This is a genomic window from Streptomyces sp. NBC_00096 (assembly GCF_045041305.1).
GTDB lineage: Bacteria > Actinomycetota > Actinomycetes > Streptomycetales > Streptomycetaceae > Streptomyces.
On the sequence record NZ_CP108221.1, the window covers coordinates 4,454,494 to 4,468,406 of the forward strand.

11 protein-coding genes are annotated in these 13,913 nt (G+C 72.8%); 5 read left to right on the forward strand and 6 right to left on the reverse strand.

All coding sequences use genetic code 11. From position 1 onward, the window contains the following. Positions 1 to 109: 109 nt before the first annotated feature. Positions 110 to 2,428 carry a heavy metal translocating P-type ATPase gene (locus OG904_RS19600; protein WP_405492697.1) on the reverse strand — a complete coding sequence of 773 codons (2,319 nt, stop codon included), beginning with the start codon at positions 2,426 to 2,428 and terminating at the stop codon, positions 110 to 112. A 90-nt stretch (positions 2,429 to 2,518) separates the two neighbouring features. After that, on the reverse strand, positions 2,519 to 2,752 hold the full coding sequence (locus tag OG904_RS19605; protein WP_405492699.1) for a heavy-metal-associated domain-containing protein: 234 nt from the start codon (positions 2,750 to 2,752) through the stop codon (positions 2,519 to 2,521). 164 nt (positions 2,753 to 2,916) lie between these two features. Between OG904_RS19605 and OG904_RS19610 the strand changes: the two genes are divergently transcribed. Continuing rightward, a complete protein-coding gene (locus OG904_RS19610) occupies positions 2,917 to 4,167 on the forward strand; it encodes a cation:proton antiporter (protein ID WP_405498120.1) in 1,251 nt (416 codons plus the stop codon). Here OG904_RS19610 and OG904_RS19615 read toward each other — a convergent pair. Next, complete coding sequence (locus tag OG904_RS19615; RefSeq protein ID WP_405492701.1) at positions 4,145 to 5,008, reverse strand: TetR/AcrR family transcriptional regulator; 864 nt, start codon at positions 5,006 to 5,008, stop codon at positions 4,145 to 4,147. The two genes, OG904_RS19610 and OG904_RS19615, sit on opposite strands and share 23 nt — an antisense overlap. Before the next feature lie 131 nt (positions 5,009 to 5,139). On the opposite strand from OG904_RS19615, the gene OG904_RS19620 reads away from it, so the two are divergent. Further along, positions 5,140 to 7,443: an MMPL family transporter gene (locus OG904_RS19620; RefSeq protein ID WP_405492703.1), complete on the forward strand. Its 2,304-nt coding sequence runs from the start codon at positions 5,140 to 5,142 to the stop codon at positions 7,441 to 7,443. A 45-nt stretch (positions 7,444 to 7,488) separates the two neighbouring features. Here OG904_RS19620 and OG904_RS19625 read toward each other — a convergent pair whose 3' ends face one another. The 3 genes from OG904_RS19625 to OG904_RS19635 form a co-directional block, all read right to left on the reverse strand. Beyond that, positions 7,489 to 7,689 carry an AlpA family transcriptional regulator gene (locus tag OG904_RS19625; RefSeq protein ID WP_030297784.1) on the reverse strand — a complete coding sequence of 67 codons (201 nt, stop codon included), beginning with the start codon at positions 7,687 to 7,689 and terminating at the stop codon, positions 7,489 to 7,491. 272 nt (positions 7,690 to 7,961) lie between these two features. Further along, complete coding sequence (locus OG904_RS19630; protein ID WP_405492706.1) at positions 7,962 to 8,975, reverse strand: Gfo/Idh/MocA family protein; 1,014 nt, start codon at positions 8,973 to 8,975, stop codon at positions 7,962 to 7,964. Positions 8,976 to 9,031: 56 nt separating this feature from the next. Next, a complete protein-coding gene (locus OG904_RS19635; protein ID WP_405492708.1) occupies positions 9,032 to 9,946 on the reverse strand; it encodes a sugar phosphate isomerase/epimerase family protein in 915 nt (304 codons plus the stop codon). A gap of 66 nt (positions 9,947 to 10,012) precedes the next feature. Between OG904_RS19635 and iolC the strand changes: the two genes are divergently transcribed. The 3 genes from iolC to iolD are packed head-to-tail and all read left to right on the forward strand — an operon-like array spanning position 10,013 to position 13,903. Continuing rightward, complete coding sequence (iolC, locus tag OG904_RS19640) at positions 10,013 to 11,017, forward strand: 5-dehydro-2-deoxygluconokinase (RefSeq protein WP_405492710.1); 1,005 nt, start codon at positions 10,013 to 10,015, stop codon at positions 11,015 to 11,017. A gap of 7 nt (positions 11,018 to 11,024) precedes the next feature. Continuing rightward, positions 11,025 to 12,023: a 5-deoxy-glucuronate isomerase gene (gene iolB, locus OG904_RS19645; protein ID WP_405498122.1), complete on the forward strand. Its 999-nt coding sequence runs from the start codon at positions 11,025 to 11,027 to the stop codon at positions 12,021 to 12,023. Next, positions 12,020 to 13,903: a 3D-(3,5/4)-trihydroxycyclohexane-1,2-dione acylhydrolase (decyclizing) gene (iolD, locus tag OG904_RS19650; RefSeq protein ID WP_405492712.1), complete on the forward strand. Its 1,884-nt coding sequence runs from the start codon at positions 12,020 to 12,022 to the stop codon at positions 13,901 to 13,903. Before iolB ends, iolD begins: the two co-directional genes overlap by 4 nt. Positions 13,904 to 13,913 lie beyond the last annotated feature (10 nt).

Sequence of the window (13,913 nt, forward strand, 5' to 3'; positions counted from 1 at the left end):
TTCTGGCATCGCCCCATTAGACCCATGGGCCTGCCCGATGGTTACGTTGTGATCGCTGTGATCTGCGTCTCGCGTGAAGGAAGTGTGCGCGAATTGCGAAGGGTGATCACTAGCGGAAGGAGCGCAGCCGCAGGCTGTTGGTCACCACGAAGACCGAGGAGAAGGCCATCGCGGCCCCCGCGATCATCGGGTTGAGCAGTCCGGCGGCCGCCAGCGGCAGCGCCGCGACGTTGTAGCCGAAGGCCCAGAACAGGTTGCCCCTGATGATGGCCAGGGTGCGGCGGGAGAGCCTGATCGCGTCCGCCGCGACCAGCAAGTCGCCCCGCACCAGGGTCAGATCGCTCGCCTCGATCGCCGCGTCGGTGCCGGTGCCCATCGCCAGGCCCAGGTCGGCCTGGGCCAGCGCGGCCGCGTCGTTGACCCCGTCGCCGACCATGGCGACCGTACGGCCCTCGGCCTGCAAGCGGCGTACGACGTCCACCTTGTCCTGCGGGAGGACCTCGGCGATGACCTCCCCGATGCCCACCTCGCGGGCCACCGTCTCGGCGACGGCCCTGTTGTCGCCGGTCAGCAGCACCGGGGTCAGTCCCAGGGCCCGCAGCCGGGAAACGGCCTCGGCGCTGGTCTCCTTGACCGCGTCGGCCACGGTCAGCACCCCGCGCGCCTCCCCGTCCCAGGCGACCAGGACGGCGGTGGAACCGGCGGCCTCGGCGGCCTCCTTGTGCTCCGAAAGCCCGGCGGGCAGCGCGATCGACCAGTCGGCCAGCAGCTTCTCGCGGCCCACCAGCACGGCACGGCCGTCGACCACGCCCTGGACGCCGAGGCCGCCGTGGCTCCGGAAGCCCTCCGGGACGGACAGCCCCTCGGCGAGGTCTGCCGCCGACGCCGCGATGGCCCGGGCGATCGGATGCTCGGAGGCGTGCTCCAGCGAGCCGGCCAGGCGCAGCAGTTCGTGCGCGTCGACGCCATCGGCGGGGTACGCGCCGGTCAGGGTCATCCGGCCGGTGGTCACCGTGCCGGTCTTGTCCAGGACGATCGTGTCCACGCGGCGGGTGGACTCCAGCACCTCGGGACCCTTGATCAGGATGCCGAGCTGCGCGCCCCGCCCGGTGCCGACCATCAGCGCGGTCGGGGTGGCCAGGCCCAGGGCGCAGGGGCAGGCGATGATCAGTACGGCCGCGGCGGCGGTGAAGGCGGCCGTCGGGTTGTCGGTGATCAGCAGCCAGGTCACCCAGGTGCCCAGGGCCAGGAGGAGCACGACCGGCACGAACACGCCGGAGATCCGGTCGGCGAGGCGCTGCACCTCGGCCTTGCCGTTCTGCGCGTCCTCGACCAGCCTGGCCATCCGGGCGAGTTGGGTGTCCGAGCCGACGCGGGTCGCCTCGACGACCAGCCGGCCGGAGGTGTTGACGGTGGCTCCGGTGACGGTGTCGCCGGCGGAGACCTCCACCGGTACGGACTCGCCGGTCAGCATGGAGGCGTCCACGGCGGAGCTGCCCTCGACGACCGTGCCGTCGGTGGCGATCTTCTCGCCGGGCCGGACCACGAACCGGTCGCCCGTGGCGAGCGCGCTCACCGGGACGCGCACCTCGGCGCCGCCGCGCAGTACCGCCACGTCCTTGGCGCCGAGGCGCATCAGGGCCTTCAGGGCCGCCCCGGCCTTCCGCTTCGAGCGGGCTTCCAGGTACCGGCCGAGCAGGATGAAGGAGACGACCCCGGCCGCCACTTCCAGGTAGATCGCCGAGGAGCCGTCCGTGCGGGAGATGGTCAGATCGAACTCGTGCCGCATGCCGGGCATTCCGGCGTGGCCGAAGAACAGGGCCCACAGCGACCAGGCGAAGGCGGCCAGGGTGCCCACCGAGACCAGGGTGTCCATGGTGGCGGCGCCGTGCCGGACGTTGGTCCAGGCGGCCTTGTGGAAGGGGAGGGCGCCCCAGACGACGACGGGGGAGGCGAGGGTCAGCGAGAGCCACTGCCAGTTGTCGAACTGGAAGGCCGGGACCATCGCGAGCAGGACGACGGGCAGGGCGAGCGCGGTGGAGACCAGGAGGCGCTGGCGCAGGGCGGCCAGCTCGGGGTCCCGCACCTCCGGCGATCCGGCGGCCTGCGCCTCCTCCGGTCCCGGCTCGGGCTGCGGCGGCGGGGGCTCCTCGGCGGTGTAGCCGGTCTTGACGACGGTCGCGATGAGGTCGGCGACCTGGAGGCCCGCGGGGTAGGAGACCTTGGCCTTCTCGGTGGCGTAGTTCACCGAGGCGGTGACCCCGTCCATCCGGTTGAGCTTCTTCTCGATGCGGGCCGCGCAGGAGGCGCAGGTCATCCCGCCGATGGTCAGCTCGACCTCGGCCGTGGCCCCGTCCGCGCCCCCGTCCGGTGCGGGGGTGGCGCCGGTCGCCGCTATGGGTCCGTCGTGCACTGTGCTGCTGCTCATGATCCGGGCTCCAGGGGGAGGGCCGGGCCGTACGGAACCAGTATGAGCTGGCCGGCACGGCCCGGCGGGACACTGCCGAAGAGGAGGTGCTCAGGCCTGGTCGGCGAGCGCGTAGCCGGCCTCGTCCACGGCGGCGCGCACGTCGGCCTCGTCGAGCGGGGCGGCCGAGACCACGGTGACCTCGCCGGTCGCGGCGACGGCCTTGACCGAGGTGACGCCCGCCAGGGCGGAGAGCTCGGTGGTCACCGCGCCCTCGCAGTGCCCGCAGGTCATGCCGGTCACCCGGTAGACGGCGGTGGTCTGGGTGTCCGTGTCGGCGCTCATGTCGTTCTCCTCTTGAGGGGCGTTTCCGGGCGGCCGGAAAGCGGTGGATCTCCCCACCTTCTTCCCGACACTCCGAGACTATACCCCTAGGGGGTATCGATGCGAGCGTTCGCCGCGAATCCATGAAGTGGACAATCGGGGTGAAGCGTATGTAAATGGCACCCATGGCGCACTCGGGGGTCACCCTCATCCTGATCATGTCGATCGCGGTGCTCGCCCCCCTGCTCGCGTACGGGGTCGCGCGCTGGCTTCCCGTACCGCTGGTGATCTTCGAGATCCTGCTGGGCGTCCTGGTCGGGCCCGACGTCCTCGGCTGGGCGCACTCCGGCGAGGTGGTCGACGTACTGAGCGAGCTCGGTCTCGCGATGCTGATCTTCCTGGCCGGCTACGAGATCCAGTTCGACCAGGTCAGGGGCGACACCCTGAAGCGGTCGGTGTGGGCCTGGGTGGTCGCCCTCGGGCTGGGGCTCGGCGTCGGCCTGCTGCTGGCGAAGGGGGGCGGGTTCGACAAGGGCGTCTACATCGGCACCGCGCTCACCAGTACCGCGCTGGGCACGATCCTGCCGGTCCTGCGGGACTCGGGGGACCTCCAGAGCAGGTTCGGCTCCGTGATGATGGCGATGGGCGCGGTCGGCGAGTTCGGGCCGATCATCGCGATGGCCCTGCTGCTCAGCGGGCGGGCCCCGGGCCGCTCGGCGGCGCTGCTGATCGCCTTCGCGGCGCTCACGGCGGCGGCCGTGTTCTGGGCGCTGCGGCCCAAGCCGCCCTGGTTCTCCCGGGTCATCGCCAAGACCCTGCACAGCAGCGGCCAGTTCGCCGTGCGGCTGGTGGTGCTGATCCTCGTGGCGTTCCTGGCGCTGTCCCAGGTGCTCGGCCTCGACGTACTGCTCGGCGCCTTCGCCGCCGGGCTGATCACCCGGCTGGTGCTGCACGGGGCCGCCCCGGAGAGCAGCGAGACCGTGCTGTCGAAGGTGGAGGCCATGGGCTTCGGCTTCCTGGTGCCGCTGTTCTTCGTGGTCACCGGGATCGAGTTCGACCTGGACGCGCTGCTCGGCGGCGGGTGGGTGCTCCTGCTGCTGCCGGTGTTCCTGCTGCTCTTCCTCGTGGTGCGGGGCCTGCCGATGTGGCTGCTGGCACCCCGGGACCTGGGGCGGCGCGACCGGGCGGCGCTGGTGCTGTTCGGCTCCACGGCGCTGCCGCTGGTGGTGGCGATCACGACCCTGGGGGTGGAGGACGGCAAGCTGGGATCGGGGGAGGCGGCGGCACTGGTCGGGGCCGGGATGGTGTCCGTCCTGGTGTTCCCGCTGCTGGGGCTGCGCCTGCGGGCGCGGTCGGCCGGGACGGGGGCGGGACCGGGTGGGGCCGGGGGCGGGGCGGGGTCCGGGGGCGGGGTCAGTGAGGAAGAGGCGTGGTGATCAGCGGCTCCAGGTAGCGGAGCAGTACGGCCTTCAGCTCCGCGACGTACGCGGCGCGTTCGGCGCCCTCGCTGGCCAGGATCAGTTCGAGCGAGGCCTTGAAGATGCAGAGGACCATGTGTGCGACGTGGGTGAGGTCGGCGGGGCCGGTCGGGTCCGCGGGGTCGGCCGGGTCGGTGGGGTCGGCCGGGTCGGCCGGGTCCGCGGGGCGGGCCAGGGCTGCGGGGAGGGCCGGTTCTCCGGTCCCCGGGCGCGTGATGCAGGTGTGCAGTAGCTCCTCGACGCGGGTCACCATTCCGACGTGCAGTTCGTCGTGCTCCTGGGCGATGCCGGGGACGCCGGATCCGTGCATGAGCGCCCAGAAGGCCGGGTTCTCGCAGTTGAAGGCGATGACCGGGTCCAGTACGGCGTCGAGCATCTCGGGCAGCGGCCGGTCCAGGTTCGCGGGCAGGAAGGCCTGGCCGTGCGCCTCGTGGGCGCGCTGGAGGAGCTGGCCGCCCAGCTCGATGGCGATGGCCTCCTTGTTCGGGAAGAACTGGTAGAGCGTGCCCGGTGACACACCGGCCTCGCGGGCGATGGCGTTGGTGCTGGCCGCGGCATAACCCGTACGGCAGAACACCCCGGCGGCGGCGCTCAGGAGCTGGGCGATCCGGCGCTCACCGCGGGCCTGGCGGCGGCGGGGGGCGGTTTCGGCAGGCGTCTCTTCCGGCGTCTTTTGCGGCGTCTCGGCCTGCGTCGCGACCGGCTTCACGGCTGGCTTCTTGTCCGGCTTCTTGTCCGGCTTCTTGGCTGGCGTTTCGTCGGTTTTGTCGGCGCTCTTGGTTCGAGAGTTCTCCCGCATGTCCAATCCCTTGCTTCCCGTGGGTGATTGACAAACGCGAGAGGTCGCTCGCATTCTTGAGAAACGCGAGCGACTGCTCGTGTTTGCCAGTCTATGTGGCCTGGCAATCACGGTGAAGGGGACACCGAGACATGTCCGAAGTCAAGAATCCGCCGCCGCCTGGCGAGGGCGGCCGGTGGACCGGGTTCGTCACCACGCGCCCCAGGCTCTCGCTGCTGCTCGCTCTCGTGGTCACGGCGCTGGCCGTCTTCGCCGGGGGCGGCGTCGCCGACCGGCTGGGCAGCGGGGGCTGGGAGGACCCCGGCGCCCGCTCCACCTACGCCACCCAGGCGCTGGAGCGCGAGTTCCCCGGCTCCCGGCCGAATCTGCTGCTGCTCGTCGACGCCGGAGCCGCCGGGGTGGACGACCCCGGCGTCGCCGCCGAGGCGGAGCGGCTGACGGCACGGCTCGCCGCCGAGCCGGGGGTGACCGGCGTCGGCTCGTACTGGCGGAGCGGGCTGCCCGCCCTGTGCTCCGGGGACGGCGGGCAGGCACTGATCGCTGCCCGGGTCCCCGGGGACGAGAAGACGGCCAACGCCGTGGTCGACCGGATCGCCGCCGGCTACCGGGGGGAGCACGGCCCGGTGAAGGTCTCCCTCGGTGGACCCGCCGCCGTGCAGCGGGAGGTGACCACCACCATCCAGGAGGACCTGCTGCGCGCCGAGCTGATAGCGCTGCCCGTGACGCTCGTCCTGCTCGTCCTGGTCTTCGGGAGCGCCGTCGCGGCCCTGCTGCCCCTCGGTGTCGGCATCGTCGCCATCATCGGAACCAATGCCGTGCTGCGCGGTCTCACCGAGTTCACCGACGTCTCGGTCTTCGCGCAGAACCTGACCACCGCGCTCGGCCTCGGACTCGCCGTCGACTACGCCCTGTTCATCGTGCGCAGGTTCCGCGAGGAGCTGGCCGCCGGGCGCGATCCGGTGGCGGCGGTCGGGGTCACGCTGCGGACCGCCGGGCGCACGGTGCTGTTCTCGGCGCTGACCGTCGCCGTGTCACTCTCGGCCATGCTCTTCTTCCCGATGTACTTCCTGCGTTCCTTCGCCTACGCCGGAGTCGCGGTGGTCCTGCTCGCCGCGGCGGCCGCGCTCATCCTGCTGCCCGCCGCGCTCGTGCTGCTCGGGGAGCGCGTCAACTCCCTCGACATGCGCCGGCTGTGGCGGCGCGGCCGGTCCGGGCGCCCCGACGGGGGCGCCGCGACCGCGGCCCCGGCGGCCGGCGGGCGGGGCTGGGCCCGGCTGACCGCCCTGGTGATGCGCCGCGCCCCGGTGTTCGCCGTGGCCACGACGGCCGGGCTTTTGCTCCTCGGACTGCCCTTCCTCGGGGTGAAGTTCGGCACCGTGGACGACCGGCAGCTGCCCGGAACCGCGGAGTCGCACGTGGTGCAGCAGCAGATACGGGACGGCTTCCCGGGCAGTCCCGGCGGCGCGCTGACCGTGCTGACCGAGGGCGCCCGCGGGGCCGCCGATCTCGACGGCTACAAGCGGCGGGTGGAAGCCCTGCCCGGTGTGCTCGGGGTGGAAGGGCCGGTGAGCGGGCCGGCCGGCACGGGATACGCCTACTTCTCGGTGCTCACCGAAGGGGAGGCGGTGGGAGAGCTGACCCAGGACCTGGTGGACCGGGTCAGGGCGGTGGACGCGCCCTTCGAGACCTCCGTGACCGGCCAGGCCGCGGTGCTCGTCGACGCCCGCAAGGCCATCGCCGAGAAACTGCCGCTGGCCCTGGCCGTCGTGGTGCTGGCCACGCTGCTCCTGGTCTTCCTGCTCACCGGGAGCCTGCTGATACCGCTCCAGGCCGTGCTGCTCAACGCGCTCAGCCTGACGGCGATGTTCGGGGCGGTGGTGTGGGTGTTCCAGGAGGGCCACCTCTCGGGACTGCTCTCCTTCACCTCCACGGGAGACATCGAGGCCACCCTGCCCGTGCTGATGTTCTGCATCGCCTTCGGGCTCTCCATGGACTACGGGGTGTTCCTCATATCCCGGATCAAGGAGGAGTACGACCGGACCGGGGACCACGAGGGTGCGGTGCGCACCGGACTGACCCGGACGGGCGGGCTGATCACCGCGGCGGCCGTGATCCTGGCGGTGGTGATGGTCGCCATCGGCAGCTCGCGGGTGACCAACACCAAGATGCTGGGTCTGGGGATCGCGCTGGCCGTGCTGATGGACGCGATGATCGTGCGGAGCCTGCTGGTCCCGGCGGTGATGAAGCTGACCGGGAAGGCCACCTGGTGGGCGCCGGCGCCGCTGCGCAGACTGCACGAACGGTTCGGGCTGAGCGAGGGGGAGTCCGCGCCGACGGCCGTGGAGCCCGAGCCCGGGGCCGAGCCCGGGGCCGAGCCCGGGGTCGAGCCCGGGGTCGAGCCCGGGGTCGAGCCGGTGGCGGTCGGGAGCCGATAGCGGACGGGGCCCGGGAGGGTCCCGTCCGTGGCCCGGACGCCGGCGTCAGTCCTCGCGGCGTCCACGGTTGCCGGGCCGGCGGGCCACCCAGGTCCGGATGGTGTCGGCGTACCAGTAGGGCTTGCCGCCCTCCACGTGGTCGGGCGCGGGCAGTAGCCCGTGCTTGCGGTAGGAGCGCACGGTGTCCGGCTGCACCCGGATGTGAGCGGCGATCTCCTTGTACGACCACAGCTGTCGGTCGCTCATCCTCGACACCTCCTTGTCCACGCCGCAGGGCCGGCCGGGAGGCCGTCGGGGGAGCCGGCGCGTGGACACTGACGATCACTCAGGTTGTGTCCGGAGAACGACGCCGGGTGAGGCCAGGGGAGGGCCTGTCGACCGGCTGTGACGGAAGACCCGCGTAATGCGGATATGTGTGACACGAGAGCGACCCCTGTGACACATACGGCACACACGGGGCGCATTGGGCGCACCGTGCATAGGGGTCACAGGGTGTCGCAGGGGTCGAAAGGGGCAGGTCAGCTGTAGAGGGCCGGGCGCCGTGCCAGCTCCACGGGGGTCCGTACGCCGCTGCGCGCCGCGGTGAGGCCCGCCTCGGAGACGGCCGCCGCCGCGTAGCCGTCCCACGCGTCGGGACCGTCCACCCGGCCCTGAGCCGCCGCCGTGACCCAGCGGCGGAGCTGGCGGTCGTAGGCGTCGGCGAACCGCACGGTGAAGTCCTGGTCGATCTCCCCGCCCCACCGGCCCGCCGACTGGACGACCATCGCGTGGCCGTCGCCGATCCGGGCGCTGCCGGACTCGCCGACCGCCTCGCACTGCACCTGGTAGCCGAAGCCGCAGTTGACGAAGATCTCGACGTCCACGACGGCGCCGCCCGAGGTCTCCATGAGGACCAGGCGCGGATCGCGCAGCCCCTCGCGGGCGGCTGAGGTGGGCGTCGGGGAGAGCACCGTCACGGCGGTGATCTCCTGGCCCAGCAGCCAGCGGGCCGCGTCCACCTCGTGCACCACCGAATCGCTGATCAGCATGTCGCTGGTGAAGAAGGACGGCGAGGAGGCGTTGCGGTGCCGGCAGTGCAGGAACAGCGGCCGTCCGATGCCGCCCGCGTCGAGCAGCTCCTTGAGCCGCGCGTACTCGGCGTCGAAGCGCCGCATGAAGCCGACCTGGACGAGCCGGCGGCCCAGCCGCTGCTCCGCCTCCATGATCCGCAGGGCCCCCGCCGGGTCGGGGGTCAGCGGCTTCTCGCAGAGCACCGGCAACTCCCGCTCCAGCGCGTGCAGGATCGCTTCCTCATGGGCGGGCCCGGGCGAGGCGATCAGTACGGCGTCCACCCCGGGCGCGGCTATCGCGGCCGCCGGATCGGTGTGCGCGCGGGCCCCCTCGAGCCCGGCCGCGACCTCCTTGACCCGGTCCCCGTCCGGGTCGGCCACGGCCACCACCCGGGCCCCGCCGACCGTGCGCCCGAACCGGCGGACGTGATCGGAGCCCATCTTCCCGGTGCCGATGACGGCGATACCGAGCGTGCTGGTCATTTCGTGTTCCTCCAGGGGGGGGTGCGGCGGCCGTGCGGGGACGGCCGTGTCGGGGGTCAGCGGGCGCCGCAGGAGCGCAGGTAGGCGCGGGTGCGGCGGGCGATCGGGAGCGGCCGGTCGGGCGGGCACGGGTACATGTCCTGCTCCACGATGGCGAACAGGTCCACGCCGAGCCGCTGGGCGGCCGCCAGCACCGGTTCCAGCGCGGGCACCCCGGCCGGCGGCTCGCACATCACCCCGCGCGCCACGGCCGGCCCGAAGGGCACCTGCCCGGCCAGGACTTCGGCGAGGACCAGGGGATCCACCTGCTTGAGGTGGAGGTAGCCGATCCGCTCCGCGAAGGTCTCGATGGCCTGCACGCTGTCGCCGCCGCAGTACGCGTAGTGCCCGGTGTCCAGGCACAGCGAGACCAGTGCGGGATCGGTGGCGTCGAGGAAGCGGGCCACGCTCGCAGGAGTGTCGATGTGCGTGTCGGCGTGCGGGTGGACGACGATCCGCAGCCCGTACTCGTCCTGGACCCGCCGTCCCAGCCGCTCCGTCTGCGCGGTCAGTTCGCGCCACGCGCCGGGGGTGAGGGTGCGGTCCTCCAGGACCTCGCCGGTCTTGTCGTCCCGCCAGAAGGACGGGATCACGACGAGGTGCGCCGCGCCCACGGCCCGGGTGAGCTCCGCGATCCGCGACACGTGCTCCCAGGTGTCCTCCCACACGGCGGGCCCGTGATGGAGTCCGGTGAAGACGGTCCCGGCGGAAACCCGCAGGCCGCGCTTGGCGACCTCGTCGGCGAGCCGGACGGGATCGGTGGGGAGGTAGCCGTAGGGCCCCAGCTCGATCCACTCGTACCCCGCGTCGGCGACCTCGTCGAGGAACCGCTCCCACGGCGTCTGCCGGGGATCATCGGGGAACCAGACCCCCCAGGAGTCCGGAGCCGAGCCGATGCGGATACGGGTCAACTCGGGTGGTGAGGAGGTCATACGGCCACCTTAGGGTGCGAGGCTCTCGGGTACGGGGAGCACTCGATCGGGAGGATTGGTGTGGTGATGGCTGCGGATCCGTTGGCGTTCGACCTGATCACGATGGGGCGGATCGGGGTGGATCTCTACCCCCTGAAGACGGGCGTACCGCTCGGGGAGGCGGACACCTTCGGGAAGTTCCTGGGAGGTTCCCCGACCAACGTCGCGGTCGCGGCGGCCCGGCTGGGGCGGCGGACGGCGGTGATCACCCGGACCGGGGCGGACCCCTTCGGGGCGTATCTCCGGGCGGAGCTGCGCGGGTTCGGGGTGGACGACCGGTGGGCCGGGGAGGTGGCGGCCTATCCGACGCCGGTGACCTTCTGCGAGATCTTCCCGCCGGACGACTTCCCGCTGTACTTCTACCGCTACCCGAAGGCGCCGGACCTGGAGATCACCGCGGAGGAACTGGACCTCGACGCGGTGCGGTCGGCGCGGGTGTTCTGGATGACCGGTACGGGGCTCAGCGCGGAGCCGAGCCGGACGGCCACGCTGGCCGCGCTGCAGGCGCGCGGGAAGAGCGGGGTCACGGTGTTCGACCTGGACTGGCGCCCGATGCTGTGGCCCTCCGGGGGCGGGGAGGGTGACGGGGGCGGTGCCGGGGGCGTGCCCGCCGGGCCGGGGGAGTGGTACCGGCGGGCGCTCTCGATGGCCACGGTGGCCGTCGGCAACGCCGAGGAGTGCGCGCTCGCCACGGGCGAGAGCGAGCCGTACGCGGCGGCCCGGGCGCTGCTCGCCGCCGGTGTGGAACTGGCGGTGGTGAAGCGGGGCCCGGCGGGGGTACTGGCCGCCCACCGCGACGGGACGGTGGTGGAGGCGGCGCCGGTGCCGGTGACCGTGGTCAACGGGCTCGGGGCGGGGGACGCGTTCGGCGGGGCGCTGTGCCACGGGCTGCTCGCGGGGTGGGAGCTGGAGCGGGTGATCCGCTATGCCAACGCGGCCGGGGCGATCGTGGCCTCGCGGCTGGCGTGTTCGACGGCGATGCCGTTCGCCGGGGAAGTGGAGGAGGTGCTCGGCCGTGCCGGTGGTGTCTGAGTGGGGGATGGAATGGACGAGGCTGATCGTGCTCGACCTCGAGCCGGGGGAGGTGTACGCGCACACGTGCGGGGAGTCGGAATGGATCGTGCTCCCGCTGTCCGGCGGCTGCGAGGTCCGCTGCACGGAGCCTGTCCCCCACCCCGCCCCTTCCCGAAACCGGGCTCTGCCCGGACCCGCGCCTCAAACGCCGGCGGGGCTGAGATCGGCCGGAGGGCAATCGAGCCCCGCAGGGTTGCACGTGCAGGCCGAGGCCGGCCGAAATCCAGCCCCTCCGGCGTTTGAGGAGGGGGGTCCGGGGCAGCGCCCCGGGAGCGGACCGCAGGTCTTCGAACTGCGCGGCCGCCGCGGGGTGTTCGACGGAGTCACCGACTTCGCCTACCTGCCCCGGGACGGGCACGCCGAGATCCGGGCCGCCGCCGGCGGGCGGTTCGCGCTCGTCGGGGCCCGGTGCGAGCGGCGGCTCCCCGCCAGGTACGGGCCCGCCCGGGAGGTCCCGGTGGAGCTCCGCGGGGCCGGACAGTGCTCGCGGCAGGTCAACAACTTCGCCGCAGCCGGCCCCGATGCCTTCGCGTGCGACCGGCTCATCGCCGTAGAGGTGCTCACCCCCGGAGGGAACTGGTCCTCGTACCCACCCCACAAGCACGACGAGCACCACCCCGGCGAGGAGTCCCGGCTGGAGGAGATCTACTGGTTCGAGATCGCCCCGCACGGGGACACGCCCGGAGTCGGCTATCAGCGTGTCAGCCCCTCCCCGGCGGGGAAGACCGACATCCTCACCGAGGTGAGGACCGGGGACACCGTGCTCATCCCGGACGGCTGGCACGGCCCCTCCATCGCCGCGCCCGGCCACGACATGTACTACCTGAACGTCATGGCGGGACCCGGCGGGACCCGGGAGTGGCTCATCCGCGATCACCCCGATCACGGCTGGATCCGCTCCACGTGGACCGGCCAGGACACCGACCCCCGGCTCCCCTTCTACCGTGCGGAGGACCCCGTATGACGAACCGGATGATCCGGCTCACCGTCGCGCAGGCCCTCGTCCGTTTCCTCGCCCGGCAGTACACCGAGCGCGACGGACACCGGCAGCGGCTGATCGCCGCCACCTGGGGGATCTTCGGGCACGGGAACGTCGCCGGGATCGGCCAGGCCCTCCTGGAGACCGGGCGGGAGGAGATGCCGTTCCTGCAGGGGCGCAACGAACAGGCCATGGTGCACGCCGCCGTCGGGTACGCGCGGCAGAGCGGGCGGCTGTCCGCGCACGCCGTCACCACCTCCATCGGGCCGGGGGCGACCAACCTCGTCACCGGAGCCGCCCTCGCCACCATCAACCGGATCCCGGTGCTCCTGCTGCCCGGGGACGCCTTCGCGACCCGGCCCGCCGACCCCGTGCTCCAGCAGCTGGAGGTCCCCCATGCGGGTGATGTCTCCGTCAACGACACACTGCGGCCCGTCTCCCGGTACTTCGACCGCGTCACCCGTCCCGAAGCCCTGATCCCCGCCGCGCTCCAGGCCGTACGGGTCCTCACCGACCCGGTGCAGACCGGCGCCGTGACCCTCGCGCTGCCGCAGGACGTGCAGGCCGAGGCGTACGACTGGCCGGAGGAGTTCTTCGCCGAGCGGGTGTGGGGCGTACGCCGGCCCCGGCCGGACCGGACCGAGCTGGCCGCGGCCGCCCGGGCCGTACGGGGCTCCGCGCGGCCGCTGATCATCGCCGGCGGCGGGATCCGGCACAGCGCGGCGGGGGCCGCGCTGGGGGAGCTCGCGCGGGCCACCGGGATCCCGGTGGCCGTCACCCAGGCGGGCAAGGGGGTCCTGCCGTGGGACCACCCCGCCGAGGTGGGCGGGATCGGGCACACCGGCACGGCCACCGCCGACGCGCTGGCCCGCGAGGCCGATCTGGTGATCGCCGCCGGGACCCGGCTGACCGACTTCACCACCGCCTCGGCGACGCTCTTCCGCCACCCGGAGGTGCGCTTCCTCGGGCTCAACCTGGACCCGTACGACGCCCACAAGCTCGCCGCCCGGCCCTTGGTCTGCGATGCCCGGGTGGGCCTGGAAGAACTCCGGGCCGAGGTCGCCGGGTACCGGGTGGACCCCTCGTACGAGGCGGCGTACGAAGAAGGGAAGAGGGCGTGGGAGCGGCTGGTCGACCGGGCCTGGGCGGCTTCCGACGAGGACGCCGTCCCGACGCAGGCGCAGGTACTGGGCCTGCTGGACGGCCTGGTGGACGACAGCGACATCCTGATCAACGCCGCCGGCTCGCTCCCCGGTGACCTGCACAAGCTGTGGCGGGCCCGCTCCGCCGACCAGTACCACGTCGAATACGGGTACTCCTGCATGGGCTACGAGATCCCCGCCGCGATCGGCACCGCGCTGGCCGCGCCCGGCCGGCCGGTGTGGGCGCTGGTCGGCGACGGGACCTACCTGATGAACCCGACCGAGATCGTCACGGCCGTGCAGGAGGGGATCCCGGTCAGGGTGGTGATCCTCGACAACCACGGGTACGCCTCCATCGGCGGGCTTTCGCAGGCGGTGGGCGGCGAGGGGTTCGGGACCGCGTACCGCTTCCGGGCGGTGGACGGTTCGTACACCGGCGCGCCGCTGCCGGTGGACCTGGCGGCCAACGCGGCCTCCCTCGGGATGGCCGTGATCCGCACCCGCACCATTGGTGACCTGCGGAAAGCCCTCGCGGAGGCACGGATGGCGGACCGTCCCACATGTGTCTACGCACAGACCCGAACACCCGACACTGTGTCGGGGCCGCCCCCGGCACAGGCATGGTGGGATGTGCCTGTGGCCGAGACCGCGACCCGTGCGTCGGCGGCCCAGGCCCGCGAAGAGTACGACCGGCAAGCCGCGCAGCGACGTCGCCATCTGTGAAGGAGCAAGG

Coding starts and splice junctions, on each gene's coding strand:
- OG904_RS19615 (WP_405492701.1), bottom strand. CDS start 5,008: ATGCGGGAGAACTCTCGAACCAAGAGCGCCGACAAAACCGACGAAACG.
- OG904_RS19610 (WP_405498120.1), top strand. CDS start 2,917: ATGGCGCACTCGGGGGTCACCCTCATCCTGATCATGTCGATCGCGGTG.
- iolD (WP_405492712.1), top strand. CDS start 12,020: ATGACGAACCGGATGATCCGGCTCACCGTCGCGCAGGCCCTCGTCCGT.
- iolC (WP_405492710.1), top strand. CDS start 10,013: ATGGCTGCGGATCCGTTGGCGTTCGACCTGATCACGATGGGGCGGATC.
- OG904_RS19635 (WP_405492708.1), bottom strand. CDS start 9,946: ATGACCTCCTCACCACCCGAGTTGACCCGTATCCGCATCGGCTCGGCT.
- OG904_RS19605 (WP_405492699.1), bottom strand. CDS start 2,752: ATGAGCGCCGACACGGACACCCAGACCACCGCCGTCTACCGGGTGACC.
- OG904_RS19630 (WP_405492706.1), bottom strand. CDS start 8,975: ATGACCAGCACGCTCGGTATCGCCGTCATCGGCACCGGGAAGATGGGC.
- OG904_RS19600 (WP_405492697.1), bottom strand. CDS start 2,428: ATGAGCAGCAGCACAGTGCACGACGGACCCATAGCGGCGACCGGCGCC.
- OG904_RS19620 (WP_405492703.1), top strand. CDS start 5,140: ATGTCCGAAGTCAAGAATCCGCCGCCGCCTGGCGAGGGCGGCCGGTGG.
- iolB (WP_405498122.1), top strand. CDS start 11,025: ATGGAATGGACGAGGCTGATCGTGCTCGACCTCGAGCCGGGGGAGGTG.
- OG904_RS19625 (WP_030297784.1), bottom strand. CDS start 7,689: ATGAGCGACCGACAGCTGTGGTCGTACAAGGAGATCGCCGCTCACATC.